At 71.6% G+C, this 16,022-nt stretch carries 16 protein-coding genes; 7 read left to right on the forward strand and 9 right to left on the reverse strand.

Going from position 1 to position 16,022, the window contains the following annotated elements; all coding sequences use genetic code 11:
• Positions 1-387: 387 nt before the first annotated feature.
• A complete protein-coding gene (gene dapD / locus MXD64_RS04480) occupies positions 388-1,353 on the reverse strand; it encodes a 2,3,4,5-tetrahydropyridine-2,6-dicarboxylate N-succinyltransferase (RefSeq protein WP_017887057.1) in 966 nt (321 codons plus the stop codon).
• Positions 1,354-1,472: 119 nt separating this feature from the next.
• Between dapD and dapE the strand changes: the two genes are divergently transcribed.
• From dapE to MXD64_RS04500, 4 genes are all read left to right on the forward strand, one after another.
• On the forward strand, positions 1,473-2,555 hold the full coding sequence (dapE, locus tag MXD64_RS04485; protein WP_042539349.1) for a succinyl-diaminopimelate desuccinylase: 1,083 nt from the start codon (positions 1,473-1,475) through the stop codon (positions 2,553-2,555).
• A complete protein-coding gene (locus tag MXD64_RS04490; RefSeq protein WP_263137179.1) occupies positions 2,540-3,784 on the forward strand; it encodes a hypothetical protein in 1,245 nt (414 codons plus the stop codon). Before dapE ends, MXD64_RS04490 begins: the two co-directional genes overlap by 16 nt.
• Before the next feature lie 148 nt (positions 3,785-3,932).
• Entirely contained in the window at positions 3,933-4,103 is a 171-nt protein-coding gene (locus MXD64_RS04495; protein ID WP_017887054.1) for a DUF3117 domain-containing protein, read from the forward strand.
• 113 nt (positions 4,104-4,216) lie between these two features.
• Entirely contained in the window at positions 4,217-4,945 is a 729-nt protein-coding gene (locus MXD64_RS04500) for an AAA family ATPase (protein WP_017887053.1), read from the forward strand.
• 27 nt (positions 4,946-4,972) lie between these two features.
• On the opposite strand, the gene MXD64_RS04505 is transcribed toward MXD64_RS04500, so the two are convergent.
• Complete coding sequence (locus MXD64_RS04505) at positions 4,973-5,605, reverse strand: O-methyltransferase (protein WP_017887052.1); 633 nt, start codon at positions 5,603-5,605, stop codon at positions 4,973-4,975.
• Between the two features lie 64 nt (positions 5,606-5,669).
• Between MXD64_RS04505 and MXD64_RS04510 the strand changes: the two genes are divergently transcribed.
• Positions 5,670-6,038 (forward strand): twin-arginine translocase TatA/TatE family subunit, encoded by a 369-nt coding sequence (locus MXD64_RS04510; protein ID WP_017887051.1) that lies wholly within the window; start codon positions 5,670-5,672, stop codon positions 6,036-6,038.
• A 126-nt stretch (positions 6,039-6,164) separates the two neighbouring features.
• Here the strand turns inward: MXD64_RS04510 and MXD64_RS04515 are convergent, their stop codons facing one another.
• Genes MXD64_RS04515 through MXD64_RS04530 form a run of 4 tightly spaced genes read right to left on the reverse strand, consistent with a single transcriptional unit; the run spans position 6,165 to position 10,046 of the window.
• Entirely contained in the window at positions 6,165-7,013 is an 849-nt protein-coding gene (locus MXD64_RS04515) for a class I SAM-dependent methyltransferase (RefSeq protein ID WP_263137180.1), read from the reverse strand.
• A gap of 10 nt (positions 7,014-7,023) precedes the next feature.
• A complete protein-coding gene (locus MXD64_RS04520) occupies positions 7,024-8,184 on the reverse strand; it encodes an Mrp/NBP35 family ATP-binding protein (RefSeq protein WP_263137181.1) in 1,161 nt (386 codons plus the stop codon).
• Complete coding sequence (locus MXD64_RS04525; protein WP_042539423.1) at positions 8,177-8,674, reverse strand: DUF1003 domain-containing protein; 498 nt, start codon at positions 8,672-8,674, stop codon at positions 8,177-8,179. Before MXD64_RS04525 ends, MXD64_RS04520 begins: the two co-directional genes overlap by 8 nt.
• 52 nt (positions 8,675-8,726) lie before the next feature.
• Positions 8,727-10,046, reverse strand: coding sequence for a magnesium transporter MgtE N-terminal domain-containing protein (locus MXD64_RS04530; RefSeq protein WP_017887047.1), 1,320 nt, complete (start codon positions 10,044-10,046; stop codon positions 8,727-8,729).
• 104 nt (positions 10,047-10,150) lie between these two features.
• Between MXD64_RS04530 and MXD64_RS04535 the strand changes: the two genes are divergently transcribed.
• Entirely contained in the window at positions 10,151-11,056 is a 906-nt protein-coding gene (locus tag MXD64_RS04535) for a general stress protein (RefSeq protein WP_263137182.1), read from the forward strand.
• Positions 11,057-11,431: 375 nt separating this feature from the next.
• On the opposite strand, the gene MXD64_RS04540 is transcribed toward MXD64_RS04535, so the two are convergent.
• Both MXD64_RS04540 and MXD64_RS04545 read right to left on the reverse strand, forming a co-directional pair.
• The gene (locus tag MXD64_RS04540) at positions 11,432-11,908 is read right to left on the reverse strand and encodes a GNAT family N-acetyltransferase (protein ID WP_263137183.1); all 477 of its coding nucleotides are present in this window, start codon (positions 11,906-11,908) and stop codon (positions 11,432-11,434) included.
• A 9-nt stretch (positions 11,909-11,917) separates the two neighbouring features.
• Positions 11,918-13,402, reverse strand: a complete 1,485-nt coding sequence (locus MXD64_RS04545; protein WP_159557593.1) for an aminopeptidase P family protein — start codon at positions 13,400-13,402, stop codon at positions 11,918-11,920.
• 70 nt (positions 13,403-13,472) lie between these two features.
• Between MXD64_RS04545 and MXD64_RS04550 the strand changes: the two genes are divergently transcribed.
• The gene (locus tag MXD64_RS04550) at positions 13,473-14,345 is read left to right on the forward strand and encodes a PHP domain-containing protein (RefSeq protein WP_214584872.1); all 873 of its coding nucleotides are present in this window, start codon (positions 13,473-13,475) and stop codon (positions 14,343-14,345) included.
• Between the two features lie 107 nt (positions 14,346-14,452).
• Here MXD64_RS04550 and MXD64_RS04555 read toward each other — a convergent pair whose 3' ends face one another.
• Positions 14,453-15,958, reverse strand: a complete 1,506-nt coding sequence (locus tag MXD64_RS04555) for a DEAD/DEAH box helicase (RefSeq protein ID WP_017887042.1) — start codon at positions 15,956-15,958, stop codon at positions 14,453-14,455.
• Positions 15,959-16,022: the final 64 nt, after the last annotated feature.

Below are 16,022 nucleotides of genomic sequence, written 5' to 3' on the forward strand. Positions count from 1 at the left end.
GGTGCCGGTCTCGTGGACCGGCTCCGGGCCTCCTGTGCGTGCGTCGGTGGGTGGGCGACCGTGGGACGCGCCGCTCACCTGCGCCGGGTGGTCGCGAACGGTCGTCCGGCGGGCGTCGAAACGACGGTTCGTGCGCCCTCGGCGCACGCGGACGGCGTGTCGTGACCACTCGCGGGGCACTGGAGGCGACGACCTGGAGGCCCGGTGCCGGTCTCGTGGGCCGGCTCCGGGCCTCCTGTGCGTGCGTCGGTGGGTGCGCGATCGTGGGACGCGCCGCTCACGTTCGCCGGGTGGTCGCGAACGGTCGTCCGGCGGGTGCCGGAGCGACGGTTCGTGCGCCCTCGGCACCCGCCGGCGACGTGTCGTGACCGCTCGCCGGGCGGAGCGCTACGCGTGCAGCGCGGTGTTCAGCTGGATGCCCTCGCCCTTGCGCTGCAGGGCTTCGACGGCGCCGCTGACGCTGTTGCGGCGGAACAGGATGTTCGGGGTGCCGGAGAGCTCGGCGGCCTTGACGGTCTTCGGGGTGCCGTCGGGGTTCGGGGCCGCACCGACGAGGACCACCTTCGTGCCGGCCGTCACGTAGAGGCCGGCCTCGACGACGGAGTCGTCACCGAGCGAGATGCCGAGGCCCGCGTTCGCGCCGAGGAGCGCACGTTCGCCGAGGGAGACACGGTGCGTGCCGCCGCCGGACAGGGTGCCCATGATCGAGGAGCCACCGCCGACGTCGGTGCCGTGCCCGACGACGACGCCCTGCGAGACGCGGCCCTCGATCATGGCGTCACCGAGGGTGCCGGCGTTGAAGTTGACGAAACCCTCGTGCATGACCGTCGTACCTGGTGCCAGGTGTGCGCCGAGGCGGACGCGGCTCGCGTCGGCGATCCGGACGCGGTCCGGCACGACGTAGTCGAGCAGGCGCGGGAACTTGTCGATGCCGTGCACGGCGATGCCGGCGCGCTGCAGCGCGGGGCGCAGGCGCGTCAGCGACTCGGGGTGCACGGGGCCGGCGTTCGTCCACGCGACGATCGGCAGGTGGCCGAAGACGCCGTCCAGGGAGACCTCGTTCGGGCGGACGTGCAGGTGGCTCAGCAGGTGCAGGCGGAGGTACGCGTCCGGGGTGCTCGTCGGGCTCGCGTCGATCGTGATCTCGGTGGTGACGGCCTCGATCCGGACCTCGCGGCGGGGGTCGTCCCCGACGTGCGCCTGCAGCTCGGCGGGGAACACGGCGTCGGCGGGCAGGGCGCCGAGGTGGGTCTCCGGGTACCAGGTGTCGAGCGTCGTGCCGTCGGCGGCGATCGTCGCGAGGCCGTGGCCCCAGGCGTGGGTCGGGCGGTCGGAGGCAGTCGTGTCGGTCACGGCTCCAGGGTACCGAGCGGCCGTCGGAGGGCACCGTCCGGCCGGACTGCCGGGGCGGCGGGGATCCCGTCCGGCCGGACGGCCGGGGCGGTGCGAGGGTCGGCCGGTAGGCTGCCCGCATGCCGGAGCACCTCGACCTCACCGCCTCGTCCATCGACATCACCCGTGCCATCTGCGACATCGAGTCGGTGTCCGGCAACGAGCAGGCCCTCGCCGACGCGATCGAGGCCGTGCTCGCCCCGCTGCCGCACCTCGAGGTCATCCGCGACGGCGACGCGATCGTCGCGCGGACGAACCTGGGCCGCGACCGCCGGGTGGTCATCGCGGGGCACATCGACACCGTCCCGCTCAACGACAACCTGCCGACCGAGTTCCGCACCACCGAGGACGGCACCGAGATCCTCTGGGGCCGCGGCACCGTCGACATGAAGGCCGGCTGCGCGGTGCAGCTCAAGCTCGCGTACGACCTGGCCGACCCCTCGGTCGACGTCACGTGGGTCTGGTACGACCACGAGGAGGTCAGCGACGCCCTGAACGGCCTCGGTCGTCTGGCCCGCACGCGGCCCGAGCTGCTCGCCGCCGACTTCGCGATCCTCGGTGAGCCGTCCGGGGCGCAGATCGAGGGTGGCTGCAACGGCAACCTCCGCGCCGAGATCCGCACGTTCGGCAAGCGCTCGCACAGCGCCCGGAGCTGGATCGGCGACAACGCGATCCACAAGACCGCCCCGATCCTGGCCACCCTGGCCGCGTACGAGCCCCGCACCGTCACGGTCGACGGGCTCGAGTACCGCGAGGGTCTGAACGCCGTCGGCATCAGCGGCGGCATCGCGGGCAACATCATCCCGGACGAGGCGATGGTGCACGTGAACTACCGGTTCGCCCCGTCCCGTTCGGCCGACGAGGCCGTCGCCCACATCCGCGAGCTGTTCGACGGCTACGAGGTCACGATCGTGGACCTCGCTGCCGGTGCCCGCCCCGGGCTCGACGCTCCGCTCGCGCAGGACTTCGTGGCTGCCGTCGGTGGACCGGCACCCCGCCCGAAGTACGGTTGGACCGACGTCGCACGGTTCTCGGGCCTCGGCGTCCCCGCGGTCAACTACGGCCCCGGCGAACCGGTCTTCGCCCACCACGACGACGAGCAGGTCCCGGTCGCGCAGATCACCGCGGTCGAGGCCGGGCTGCGTCGGTGGCTGACGGCCTGACGACGGCGGGGGCCACCCGGAGGACCCCTGCTCGGAACCGCTGGCGGGCCCGGTACCGGGTCGTGCCCTGGTGGGTGCGCATCACGGTCGTCTACGTGCTGGCGCGGCTCGTCACCGGCGCGATGATGCTCGTCTTCGCCGGCGTGCAGGCGGCGAACTCGTTCACCGTCCAGAGCCCCGGCTACCTGTCGTTCGCGTCCATCTGGGACGGCGCCTGGTACCGCGTGATCGCCACGGGTGGGTACCCGTCGACGCTGCCGGTCGACGCCGCGGGACACGTGACCGAGAACGCGTGGGCGTTCATGCCCGCGTACCCGTTCCTGGTGCGCGGGTTCATGCTGCTCACCGGAGCGCCGTTCGAGTTCGTCGCGGTCTCGGTGTCGTTGCTCGCCGGCCTCGGCGCCGCGCTGGTGTTCCGCCGGCTGATGGGCCGGTTCCTCGACCCCGCGCGGGCGACGTTCGCCACGGTGCTGTTCTGCGTCGCACCGGTGTCGGCGGTGTTCCAGGTGGCCTACGCGGAGTCGATGGGCCTGTTCCTGCTGCTCGTCGCGCTGCTGCTCATGGTGGACCGACGCTGGTGGGCGATGCTCCCCGTCGTGCTGCTGCTCGGCATGACCCGGCCGACCGGGCTCGCCTTCGCGTTCCTCGTCGTGCTCTTCGTGGTCGCGTGGGCGATCCGCCCCGCCTGGGTGCGGTCGTCGGAGCCGCTGACCGTCCGCCGCCTCGTGCCGCCCGCGGTCGTCGCCACGGTGTCCGGCCTGGTCGGTCTGGCGTGGCCGGCGATCGCGTGGGCCGTCACCGGGGTGCCGAAGGCGTACACGGACACCGAGCTCGCCTGGCGCTCGTCGTACATCGGGTGGAAGGAGCTCGTGCCCTTCGCGCCGTGGGTGCAGGGGTTCGGGTGGTGGTTCGGGCAGCCGGCCGGGGCGCTGTTGCTCGTCGTCGTGCTCGTCGGCTTCGCCGCGTTCGTGTGCATGCCCGCCGCGCGCCGGATCGGGATCGAGCTGCGACTGTGGGGTGTGGCGTACCTGGTGTACTTGCTCGCGGTGTTCTTCCCGCAGTCGAGCACCTGGCGGATCCTCGTGCCCATCGCGCCGCTGCTCGGCATCGTCGCGCTGCCGCGGTCGCGGGTGTACCGCGTGGCCGTCGTCGTCGCGTTCGTCGGGCTGCAGTGGGTCTGGCTGTACTACACGTGGTGGATCGACGGCTACGACTGGACCCCGCCGTGATCGACACGGAGCACCGGAAGGCCCGTGGATCCGCGTTCTACGGAGCACCGGAACGCCACATCCGACACCCCCAACCTGGGCGGTTTCGCAGTTGCCCCCTCCATACGGGATAATGGGACAGCATTTACTGCACGAAAGGGGACATCTGATGGCAGCCATGAAGCCGAGGACCGGTGACGGGCCGATGGAGGCTGTTAAGGAGGGTCGACTCATCATCGTGCGGGTTCCGCTCGAAGGTGGAGGCCGCCTGGTCGTCTCGGTCAACGATGCCGAGGCCAAGGAACTCCACGACGCACTCGCCGAGGTCGTCTCGGCCTAGTACGTCGAAGCACCAGAACGGGAAGCCCGGAGCGTGTACGCTCCGGGCTTCCCGTCTGTCTGCCGGCAGCGGGCAGCCCCCGTGGTGTCGGTCGGCTCCGGCAGGATGAGGACGTGCCGAGGACCCACCTGCCCATCCGCCGCGTCGACGAGTACCGCGACCCGGACCCGATGCCGCGCGACGCCTGGCCGGCCACGCTCCCGCCGATCCGGCAGCTGCTCGACGAAGGGCTCGACCTGGACCCGGTGACGGTGTTCGTCGGGGACAACGGTGTCGGCAAGTCGACCCTGATCGAGGCGATCGCGCTCGCGTTCGGCATGTCCCCGGAGGGCGGCTCGACCGGGGCGCACCACTCGACCCGGCCGTCCGAGTCGGACCTGTGGCAGCACATCGTCCTGCGACGGGACTTCGGTGCGCCCCGTGGCGGCTTCTTCCTGCGTGCTGAGACCATGCACGGCTTCTTCACCTACCTCGAGGAGCACCCGAACCGCAGTCGCCCCGAACCGGTCTTCCACGAGCGCAGCCACGGTGAGGCGTTCCTGGACTTCGTCATCGACCGGGCGCGCTGGCCCGGGCTCTGGATCCTCGACGAGCCGGAGTCAGCCCTGTCGTTCTCGGGCTGCCTCACCCTGATCGCCCTGCTGCGGTCGATCGTCGAGAGCGGTGTCGGACAGGTCGTGCTCTCGACGCACTCACCCGTGCTGGCCGCGTTCCCGGGCGCGACGATCCACGAGGTCGGCGAATGGGGCCTGCGGCGCGCCGAGTGGAGTGAGCTCGACCTGGTGCGGAACCAGCGGGCGTTCCTCGAGTCCCCGGAGCGGTACCTGCGGCACCTCGACTGACCCGCGCGAGCGCCGGCGGGCCGAGGACTAGTTGGTGACCTTCGTCAGCTGCAGCAGCCCGTCACCGGCCGGCGACAGCGCGCTGCGCACCGCACCCGACGTCGACACCTCGGTCAGCAGCAGCCGGAAGTCCGTGGTGGCACGGTCGCGCTTGACCGGGTCGGCCACGCGTCCGCGCCACAGGGCGTGCGGTACCAGGACGGTGCCGCCCAGGCGTGCGAGGCGCAGCCCGTGCTCGACGTACTCGATGACGTGCTCCGGGTCGGCGTCGACGAGGACGACGTCGTACGAGGCCTCGTTCATGCGGGGGAGCACCTGGTTGGCCCGACCGGGGATGAGCCGGATCCGTGCGGGGGCGGTGCCGGCGCTGATGTAGGCGTCACGGGCGAACTGCTGGTGGTCGACCTCGACGTCGATCGTGGTCAGGGTCGCGTTCGGGGCACCGGCGAGCAGGTACAGGCCGGAGACGCCGAGACCGGTGCCGATCTCGATGATGCTCGTGGCTCGCGAGGCTGCGGCGATGACCCCGATCTGTGCACCGATCGCGGGCGAGATCGCTTCGACCCCGAGTTCCAGGGAGTGCTCACGAGCACGGGCGATCGCCTCGGTCTCCGAGACGATGTCCTCGGCGAACTTCCAGTTCGACTCTTTCTCTGACACGCACACTCCGTTCGGGAGACAACTCTAGAGGTGCAACGCAGCAGCACGCGTTAGGCTCGCTCGCGTGGACATCCCGCTCGACAAGATCCTGATCATCGGGGTCATCGGCGTCCTCTTGCTCGGGCCGCAGCGCCTGCCGATGTACGCCCAGAAGCTGGCCGAGTTCGTCAAGGCCGTCCGCCGGTTCGCCGACACCGCCAAGGAGCGGATGCGCGACGAGATGGGCCCCGAGTTCGACGACATCGAGTGGCAGAAGCTCGACCCGCGCCAGTACGACCCGCGACGCATCATCCGTGACGCCCTGCTCGACTCCGGTTCCAGTGCCGCAGCCGTGCAGACCGCACAGGTCTCCGCGTCCAAGGTGCGTGCGACGGCTCCCGTCGTGCCCCTGGCCGCCGGTGAAGCCGCGCCCTTCGACGCCGAGGCGACCTGACGCTCGTCACAGCACCACCTGACGCTCGTCACAGCACCACCTGACGCTCATCGCGTCACCACCTGACGGACTGGAGGTCCGTGGCGGATCCGCCACGGGCCTCCGGTCCGCCATGGGGTCGCGTCGTCAGTCGCGGGTGGCGACGATCGTGTAGGTCGTGGGGATGCGGTCGCGGTCGTGCTCCGGCCAGGCCCACGAACCGGTGCCGGTCTCGACCATGCGCGTGCTGAAGCGCCACGGCAGCGTGCGGCCCTCGTCGAGCCGGCGGAGCCGCAGCCCGGCGCCGAGCAGGGCGTTCACGATCTCGGACAGCGGGTGCGGCCACTCGAAGGTGCGGGTGTTCGCCACCGTGCCGTCGCCGGCGTAGGTGCCCGCGTCGTCCCACTGCTGGGCCGTGCCGTCGGGGAAGTACCGGTACCGGGTGACGAGTTCGTCCGCGTCCTCGTCGAGGGCGTACAGGGCCGGGTGGCCGTCGCGGATGAAGAACACCCCGCCGGGGCGCAGCAGGCCGGCGACCTGGGCGGCCCAGCGGTCGAGGTCGGGGAGCCAGCAGATCGTGCCGATGCTCGTGTACACGACGTCGAAGTCCCCGGAGACGGCGGCCCGGGCGTCGAGGACGTCGGACTCGACCCAGGTGACGTCGATGCCGAGTCGCGATGCGAGCCCACTGGCCGAGGTGAGTGCTGCGGGCGAGAAGTCGACGCCGGTCAGCCGGGCACCCTCGCGGGCGAGCGACACCGTGTCGGTGCCGATGTGGCACTGCAGGTGGCAGACGTCGAGGCCGTCGAGCGAGCCGTTCGGCAGCCAGAGCGTCAGCGCCGGCAGGTCCTCGCGCACGACGTCCGAGCGGTGGTCGGGGTCGACGAGGGCGTCGATCTCGTAGGCACCCTCGTGGATCGGCACCCGGTCGTCCCAGTTCGCCTGGTTCGTGGCGCGTGCGTGCTTCCAGTCGACGTCGACGTGATCCGTGCTCATGCCCCCGAGCCTAGGACAGCGAGAGCCCGAGCTTCCGGCCGGCGAGCCCGCGTCCCATCGTGGTGATCCGGTCGGCGATCGCGGTCAGGGCCACCGCGGCCGGGTCCTCCGGGCTGCCGAGCACCACCGGTACCCCTGTGTCGCCGCCCTCGCGCAGCGGCACCGACAGCGGCACGCTGCCGAGCACCGGGACGGGGGCGTCCTGCCCGCGGGAGAGCCGCGATGCGGTCTCCGCACCACCGCCCTCGCCGAACAGGTGCAGGACCGACCCGTCCGGCTGCACGAGCCCGGACATGTTCTCGACCACGCCGATGACCCGCTGCCCGGTCTGCCGGGCGACGATCCCGCTGCGCTCGGCGACGTCGGCGGCGGCGGCCTGCGGGGTCGTGACGACCAGCACCTCGGCGTGCGGCAGGAGCTGCCCCACCGAGATCGCGACGTCGCCGGTCCCTGGGGGCAGGTCGAGCAGCAGGACGTCGAGGTCGCCGAAGAACACGTCGGTCAGGAACTGGTTCACGGTGCGGTGCAGCATCGGTCCGCGCCACGACACCGCGGTCGAGACGTCGTCGACGAACATGCCGATCGACACGACCTTCACGTCGTGGGCCACCGGCGGCAGGATCATGCTGTCCACACGCGTCGGACGCGGCGCGACCCCGTGCTCGTCGGTCAGGCCCATCAGCCCGGGCACGCTGAAGCCGTGCACGTCGACGTCGACGACCCCGACCCGCAGGCCCCGGCGGGCGAGCGCGACGGCGAGGTTCACGGTGACGGTGGACTTGCCGACGCCGCCCTTGCCACTCGTGACGGCGATGACGCGGGTGAGGGAGTCCGCCGTGAACTGCACGCCCTTCGGCCGGCCGGCGCGGAGCCGCTCGGTCAGCGCGGCGCGTGTCGCCGGGTCCATCACGGACACGTCGACGTCGACGGCGGCGACCCCCGGGACGGACGCGGCGGCGACGCGGACGTCGCGCTCGATGGTGTCGGCGGCGGGGCACCCCACGATCGTGAGCTGCAGGTCGACGCGCACCGAGCCTCCAGGCTGCACGTCGACACCACGGATCATGCCGAGCTCCGTGACGGGGCGACGGATCTCGGGGTCGATGACGCGGCCGAGCGCAGCGAGGACCGCCGTGCCGAGCTGATCGCCGGTGGGGACGGGTTCAGCCACGGGTGGAGCTGTCGTGTTCGTCCGCGTAGCCGGCCTCGTCGGCGTCGCGGCGGTCGAGTTCCTCGAGCAGGGAGCGGAGCTCGGCACGGATGAAGTCCTTGGACGCCATGTCCCGCATCGCCAGGCGCAGGGCCACGACCTCGCGGGCCAGGTACTCCGTGTCGGCCAGGTTGCGCTCGGCACGCTGGCGGTCCTGTTCGAACTGCACGCGGTCGCGGTCGTCCTGCCGGTTCTGCGCGAGCAGGATCAGCGGGGCCGCGTACGAGGCCTGCAGCGAGAGCACGAGGGTCAGCGCCGTGAAGCCGATCGCGGCCGAGTCGAACTGCCACGGCTTCGGCGCCAGGGTGTTGTAGCCCATCCAGACCACGCAGAACAGCGTGAGGCCGATGAGGAACCACGGCGTACCCATGCCCCGGGCGATGCCCTCGGTCGCGCGACCGAAGGTGTCCCCGCGACCACGGCGACGGCTGGGGAGCACGCGCGTACGCATGCCCTTGGGGGAGTCGAGCCGGACCTCTTGGCGGTCACGGTCGCGACGGGTGTCATCCGTTCGGGCCACGGGTGGTCCTCCTTCCCGTCGTCACGGGTGTCCTGCGCGGGCGTTGGCGTGGAAGCGGTGAGGGTTCCCCCTCGCCCTGACTTCGCCAGTCGTCCGGCAGGACGTGGTCGAGGACATCGTCGATCGTCACCACCCCGACGAGACGGTGGGCGTCGTCGACCACGGGGACGGAGAGCAGGTTGTAGGTCGCCATGATGCGGGTGACCTCGGCGGCGCTCGCGTCGACCCGGACCGGTTCGGTCTGCTGGTCGATGAGCGTGCCGAGCCGCTCGTTCGGCGGGTAGCGGAGCATCCGCTGGAAGTGCACGAGCCCGAGGAACCGACCGGTCGGCGGCTCGTACGGCGGCAGGGTGACGCACACGGCGGCGCCGAGCACCGGCGCGAGCTCGTGGCGGCGGACCAGGGCCAGGCCCTCGGCCACGGTGGCGTCGGCCGAGACGATCACCGGTTCGGTGGTCATGAGACCACCGGCGGTGTCCGGCTCGTACTCCAGGAGCATGCGGACGTCCTGCGCCTCTTCCGGCTCCATGAGCTGCAGGAGGGCCTCGCTCCGCTCATCGGAGAACTGGGCCAGGACATCGGCCGCGTCGTCGGGCTGCATCTGGTCGAGGACGTCGGCGGCACGGGCGTCCGTCAGCCGGGTGAGGATCTCGATGCGTTCCTGGTCCGGCATCTCCTCGAGCACGTCGGCGAGGCGGTCGTCCGGCAGTTCCTCGGAGACCTCGAACCGACGCTCGGCGGGCAGGTCGAGGAGCGTCGACGCCAGGTCGGCGGGCAGCAGGTCGGAGTACGCGGCGATGACGTGCTCGGCGGACTGGGCCTCGCCGGGGAGCTCGTCCTCGGTGACCTCGTTCCACGTCGCGAAGGTCGTCGGGCCCTTGCCGAACGGCGACGGCGTGGTCTTCGGCTTGCGGAGGAAGAGCTGCGCGACCTCCCAGTCGCCCTGCCCGCGGTCCTCGATCGCGACGTCCTCGATGGTGGCGCGGATGCGCTGGTTCTTGATGAGCACCTTGCGGCCGAGCATCTCGGCGATGACGCGGACCTCGCCGCCGCGCTGCTCGAAGCGGCGCATGTTCACCAGGCCGGTCGTGATGACCTGCCCGGCACCGATCGAGGTGATGCGGCCGATGCTCACGAAGATGCGGCGTTTGCCGGGCACCTCGACGATGAGCCCGACGACGTGCGGGGGATCGGCCCGGCGGTAGACGACCAGGACGTCCCGGACCCGTCCGACGCGGTCGCCCGCGGGGTCGAAGACGGAGCACCCGGCGAGGCGGGCGACGAAGACCTTCGTGGCGCTCACCCGACCCAGCGTAGTCGCTCGGGTGTGCGCGTTCGCCCGCGCCGGTCGGCGGCTTCCCTGAGAGTGCACGTGCGATTGCAAGGTGTGCGGTGAATGATGGCTGGGTGAGCAATCAGAGCCCCTTCGCCGGCAGGACCGCCCAGGCGTTCCCGACGCTGCCCAAGGGCGACGTCCTGGGAACGTACGACAGCTACCCCGACGCGCAGCGTGTGGTGGCGAAGCTGGCCGAGGCCGACTTCCCCGTCAACCAGCTCTCCATCGTCGGCAACGACCTGAAGACGGTCGAACGGGTCACCGGCAAGATGACCTACGGCCGCGCCGCCATCGCCGGTGCGCTGTCCGGTCTGTGGCTCGGCATCTTCTTCGGCATCGTGCTCACGCTCTTCTCGCCGAGCGCCGGCGGCCTGATCCTCGCCGCGGCGATCATCGGTGCCGCGTTCGGCATGCTCTACGGCATCGCCTCGTTCGCCATCACCAAGCGGCAGCGTGACTTCACCAGCGTCCACCAGGTGCTCGCCACGAACTACCAGATCGTCGTCAACCCGCAGCTGACCGGGCAGGCGCAGCGGATCCTCGGCGAGCACGGGGCGACCCCGTCCACGCACTGGAACGACGCTCCCCAGCAGCAGCAGCAGCAGCAGCAGCAGCAGCAGCAGCAGCAGTGGCGCCCGGGTCCCGGCGGGGTCCCGCCGCAGCAGCAGTCGCCGTACGGCGGGCACGCCACCCCGCACCAGCAGCCAGGAGGCCCGCAGCACCCCGGCACGTCGGCCCCCGGCGCGCAGACGGCCGCGCCCTCGGGCCCGCCGCGCTACGGCACGAACGACGGGCCCCGGTACGGGGAGACCCCGGAGACCGCTGCCGCCCCCGCGGCCCCGCCGGTGCCGGAGCGTCGGCCCGAGGAGCCGCCGCGCTACGGCGAGCGGGTGGCCGGTGCGACGCCGCCGGAGCCCTCGTCCTCGCCGGACGCCCAGCGTGACGGCGATGGCGACGGGAACAGCGACCGCCGCTAGCCGGGCTCCGGCTGGCGCGACCGGCGTCGTCCTCGGGTCGCGCGAGGTCGGGTCGTGCGAGATCGCTCGACACGCCGTTCACGTCCGCCGAGGTCGCACGAACTGTCGCCGCCGAGCTGCACGGGCGGCACTTCGTGCGACCTCGCTGCCTGAGTCCGGACGGTCGGGCGGTCCGGGCGGTCGCAACACCCCGCACGCGAGGCCTCGAGCGGTCGGAGATCGTCGTTCGGCGCCGGCCCAGACGACGGTTCGTGACCGCTCGGCCTCGGGCCGACGGCACGTCGTGACCGAGAGCCGAGCGGGCTCGGGCGCGCGCGAGCCGGGCTTTCGCGCGGCACGGTGCGGCTCCGCACGGACCTGGTCGGCGTCTCCGCGCTAGAAGACCTTCGAATAGCAGACCGACAGGGGCGCACCGACGTAGGGCCCGAAGTTCGCGATCCGCCGGAACCCCTCGCGCTGGTAGAACCCGACGGCGCGCTGCTGCTCCGTGCCCGTCTCGAGGACGAGCGCCGGGGACCCGAGGTCGAGCGCGGCTTCTTCCAGCCGACGCAGCAACGCAGCCGCGGCGCCGGACCCGCGGGATTCCGGCCGGACGTACATCCGCTTGATCTCGGCGATGCCGTCGTCGACGACGCGCAGGCCCCCACACGCCAGGGGCGTGCCGGACTCGTCCCGCGCGACGAAGAACACAGAGATCGAGTCGGCGGTCGGCTTCTCGCCCGGTTCGGTGTCGCCGCCGTGCGCCCGGTCGATCTCCAGTCGCTGTGCGGCGCGGAGCCGTTGGGCGTCAGGTGAGTCGAAGTGCTCGACCTCGATCGAGAAGGTGGTCGGGGAGACCTCGGGCGTCGTCACCCGCTCACGCTAGCGGCCGGAACGGGCGATCCACCCCTCCACTTCCGAGGGGGTCCGGGGGATGCCGACGGACAGGTTCTCGGCGCCGTCCTCGGTGACCAGGATGTCGTCCTCGATGCGGACGCCGATGCCGCGGAACTCCTCGGGCACGGTCAGGTCGTCCTGCTGGAAGTACAGCCCGGGCTCGATCGTGAAGACCATGCCGGCCTGCACGGTGCCGTCGAGGTACATCTCGCGGCGGGCCTTCGCGCAGTCGTGCACGTCGAGGCCGAGGTGGTGGCTCGTGCCGTGCACCATGTAGCGGCGGTGGAACTGGTTGTCCGGCTCGAGCGACTCGGCGGCAGAGACCGGCAGGAAGCCCCACTCGGCGGTCTTCCGCGCGATGACCTGCATCGCGGTGGCGTGCACCTGGCGGAACGTGATGCCCGGCTTGACGATCGCGAAGGCGGCGTCGGCTGCTTCGAGCACGGCTTCGTAGACCATGCGCTGCACGGGCGAGAACGTGCCGCTCACCGGAAGCGTGCGGGTGATGTCGGCGGTGTAGAACGAGTCGACCTCGACCCCCGCGTCGATGAGGATGAGGTCGCCGGGCTGCACGGCGCCGTCGTTGCGGGTCCAGTGCAGGATGCAGGCGTGGTGGCCCGAAGCGGCGATGGTGTCGTAGCCCACGGTGTTGCCGTCGGCGCGGGCCCGCCGGTTGAACGTCCCCTCGACGATGCGCTCCCCGCGCGGATGGGCGAGCACGGCGTCGAAGTCGGCGATGACGTCGTCGAACCCGTGCTTCGTGGCGTCGACGGCCTTGCGGAGCTCACGGACTTCGTACGCGTCCTTGACCAGTCGGAGCTCGGACAGGTCGCGGGCGAGCAGGTCGTCGGTCGCCGGGGAGTCGTCGGTCTCGTCGACGCCACCGATCGCCGCACCGATGCGGGTGTCGAGCGACCGGGTCAGGTCGTCGTCTGCTTCGCGCACCAGCAGCGCCGAGGCGTCGAGCGCGTCGGCGACGGCGGTGAACGCACCGAGGTCGGCCGTGGCCAGCCCCAGGTCGGCGGCGACGGCGTCGAGCGAGGGGCGTGGCCCGACCCAGAACTCGCCGATCTCGGGATTGGCGTAGAACTCTTCCGAGTCGCGGCCCGCGGTGGCGCGGAAGTACAGCGTGGCGTCGTGCCCGGAGCCGTTCGGCGTCATCACGAGCACGGAGCCGACGACGGTGTCGGTGCCCCAGCCGGTCAGGTGCGCGAAGGTGGAGTGCGGGCGGAACGGGTAGTCGCAGTCGTTCGAGCGGACCTTGGCCTGCCCGGCGGGCACCACGATCGTGCGGCCCGGGTGCAGCTCGGAGATGCGGGCGCGACGTTCGGCGGCGAACGCGGCCTGCTCGCGGGGTTCGGGCTGCGCTTCGTCGCGCTCGGCCCACTGCGACCCGATGAAGTCCTTGAAGGTCGAGGACCCGGGGGTCGTGGATCGGTTGCTCGTCGCGCGGGGAGTCGTGTCGGCCATGCGTCCATCATCGCACCGCCGGACGACACCCGGCCTGTGCGGCCGCTCACCTGTGGATAGCATTGGCCACGTGCCAGACCCGTTCATCGACCTGCACGCGCACTCCAGTGTCTCCGACGGCACCGAGCGTCCCGCGGAGCTCGTGCGAGCAGCCGCGGCCGCCGGACTCGACGCCGTCGCGCTGACCGACCACGACACGACGGCCGGGTGGGTGGACGCCACGACCGCGGCACTCGAGCTGCCCCTGACCCTGCTGCCGGGGCTCGAGCTGAGCACGCGGATCGGGTACCGGAGCGTGCACGTGCTCGGCTACCTGGTCGACCCCGAGCACCCCGGTCTGGTCGAGGAGACGACCCGCATCCGCGACGGTCGGCTCTCGCGCGCGCACCGCATGGTCGACCGCATCGCCGAGGACCACCCGATCACCTGGGCCGACGTCCTGGCCCAGTCCAGCCCCGGCGCCACGATCGGCCGCCCGCACATCGCGGACGCCCTGGTCGCCCGTGGGCTCGAGTCCGACCGGTCGGCGGCGTTCCGCGGCATCCTGCACCCGGCGTCCGGCTACTACGAACCCCACGAGGCACCGTCGCCCCTGCGGGGCGTCGAGCTCATCCGGCAGGCAGGCGGCGTGCCCGTCATCGCGCACCCGGCGGCGTCGTCGCGCGGGATCGTCATCGACGAACCGATGCTCCGCTCCCTGGTCGACGCCGGGCTCGGCGGTCTCGAGGTCGACCACCGCGAGAACCTGGCGCACGGCAAGCGCACCCTGCTCGACTGGGCGACCCGCTACGACCTGTTCGTCACCGGTTCGAGCGACTACCACGGCACCGGCAAGCCGAACCGGCTGGGGGAACACCGGACCGCGCGCGTGTCCTTCGACGCCATCGTCGCCCAGGCCACGGGCAGCGCCCCCGTGGTCGGCTCCGGCTCGCGCCTGTCCTGACCCGAGGCTCGTCTCACCGAAGCGACACACCTCGCTCGGGGGGGGGGGGCAGGTGGGGACGACGAAGGGCCCGTCGCGTCAGCGACGGGCCCTTCGGTCTGGAGGCGCTACTCGCCGTCCGACGTGCCCTGCGGTGCCGAGGCGGTCGCCGAGGCATCGCCGGTGCCGGCGCCGCGACGGCGGCGACGGCGGCGACGCTTCGCGGCGCCGTCGGTGGAACCACCCTCGGCGGCGGAGCCGTCCTCGGTGCCAGCCACGGCCGTGGGGGCGACCGACTCGGTTGCCGGAGCCTGCGGGGCGGACTGCTCCGAGCCTCCTGACCGGGTGCGGCTGCGCGACCGCGAACGCGACGCGTCACGTGAACCCGTCGCCGGGCGGTCGCTGCTGCGCTTCTCGGCGGGGGCACCGGCAGAAGCCGCGTGCGACGACGAGCCGGGCAGACGGCCCTTGGTGCCCTTGGGGATGTCGAGTTCCTCGAACAGGTGGGGCGACGACGAGTAGGTCTCGACGGGCTCGGGGATACCGAACTCGAGGGCCTTGTCGATCAGCGTCCACTTGTGCAGGTCGTCCCAGTCGACGAACGTGACCGCGATGCCGGTCTTGCCGGCGCGGCCGGTGCGGCCAGCGCGGTGCAGGTACGTGTCCGGGTCGTCCGGGATCGTGTGGTTGATCACGTGCGTGACGTCGTCGACGTCGATGCCGCGGGCGGCGACGTCGGTGGCGATGAGCACGTCGCGCTTGCCGGCCTTGAACGCCGCCATGGCGCGCTCGCGCTGCTCCTGGTTGAGGTCACCGTGCACCGCTGCCGCGTTGAACCCGCGGTCCTTGAGTTCCTCGACCAGCTTCGCCGCGGCACGCTTCGTGCGCGTGAAGATCACGGTCTTGCCGCGACCCTCGGCCTGCAGGATGCGGGCGATGACCTCGTCCTTGTCCAGCGAGTGCGCGCGGTAGATGAGGTGCTTGATGTTGGCCTGCATGAGGCCCTCGTCCGGGTCGGTCGCCCGGATGTGCACCGGACGGCTCATGAACCGTCGTGCGAGCGCGACGATCGGCGCGGGCATCGTCGCCGAGAACAGCATCGTGTGCCGCACCTCGGGGACCGCCTGGAAGATCCGCTCGATGTCCGACAGGAACCCGAGGTCGAGCATGCGGTCGGCCTCGTCGAGCACGACCTCTTGCACGTGGGAGAGGTCGAGCAGACGCTGCCGCTGCAGGTCGATGAGTCGCCCGGGCGTGCCGACGACGATCTGGGCGCCGGCCTTGAGCTGTTCGACCTGGCCTTCGTAGGCCTTGCCGCCGTAGATCGAGACGACCGTGGTCGGGCGGTTGGACGCCGCGAGCTCGAGGTCCTCGGTGACCTGGACCGCGAGTTCACGGGTCGGGACGACGACGAGCGCCTTCACACCGTGGGCCGGGTCGGCACCGAGTCGCTGGATCAGCGGCAGGCCGAACCCGAGGGTCTTGCCGGTACCCGTCTTGGCCTGGCCGATGATGTCCTGGCCGGTCAGGCCGAGCGGGATGGTCTGTTCCTGGATCGGGAAGGGCTCGATGATGCCCTTGCCGGCCAGTGCATCGACGATGTCCTGGTCGATGTTGAGGTCTGAGAAAGTCAAAGAATCACCTTAGTTCTGGTGGAAGTCCGGGCCAGTCTACCGACGGGCGCGTGGTCCGGGGCAC

Origin of the sequence: Curtobacterium sp. Arg-1, from assembly GCF_025643395.1 — a bacterium.
GTDB lineage: Bacteria > Actinomycetota > Actinomycetes > Actinomycetales > Microbacteriaceae > Curtobacterium > Curtobacterium poinsettiae.

Bases quoted from the DNA above. Each gene is read 5' to 3' on its own strand.
- dapE (WP_042539349.1), top strand. From the start codon at position 1,473: ATGCCGGAGCACCTCGACCTCACCGCCTCGTCCATCGACATCACCCGT.
- MXD64_RS04495 (WP_017887054.1), top strand. From the start codon at position 3,933: ATGGCAGCCATGAAGCCGAGGACCGGTGACGGGCCGATGGAGGCTGTT.
- MXD64_RS04515 (WP_263137180.1), bottom strand. From the start codon at position 7,013: ATGAGCACGGATCACGTCGACGTCGACTGGAAGCACGCACGCGCCACG.
- MXD64_RS04525 (WP_042539423.1), bottom strand. From the start codon at position 8,674: ATGCGTACGCGCGTGCTCCCCAGCCGTCGCCGTGGTCGCGGGGACACC.
- MXD64_RS04545 (WP_159557593.1), bottom strand. From the start codon at position 13,402: ATGGCCGACACGACTCCCCGCGCGACGAGCAACCGATCCACGACCCCC.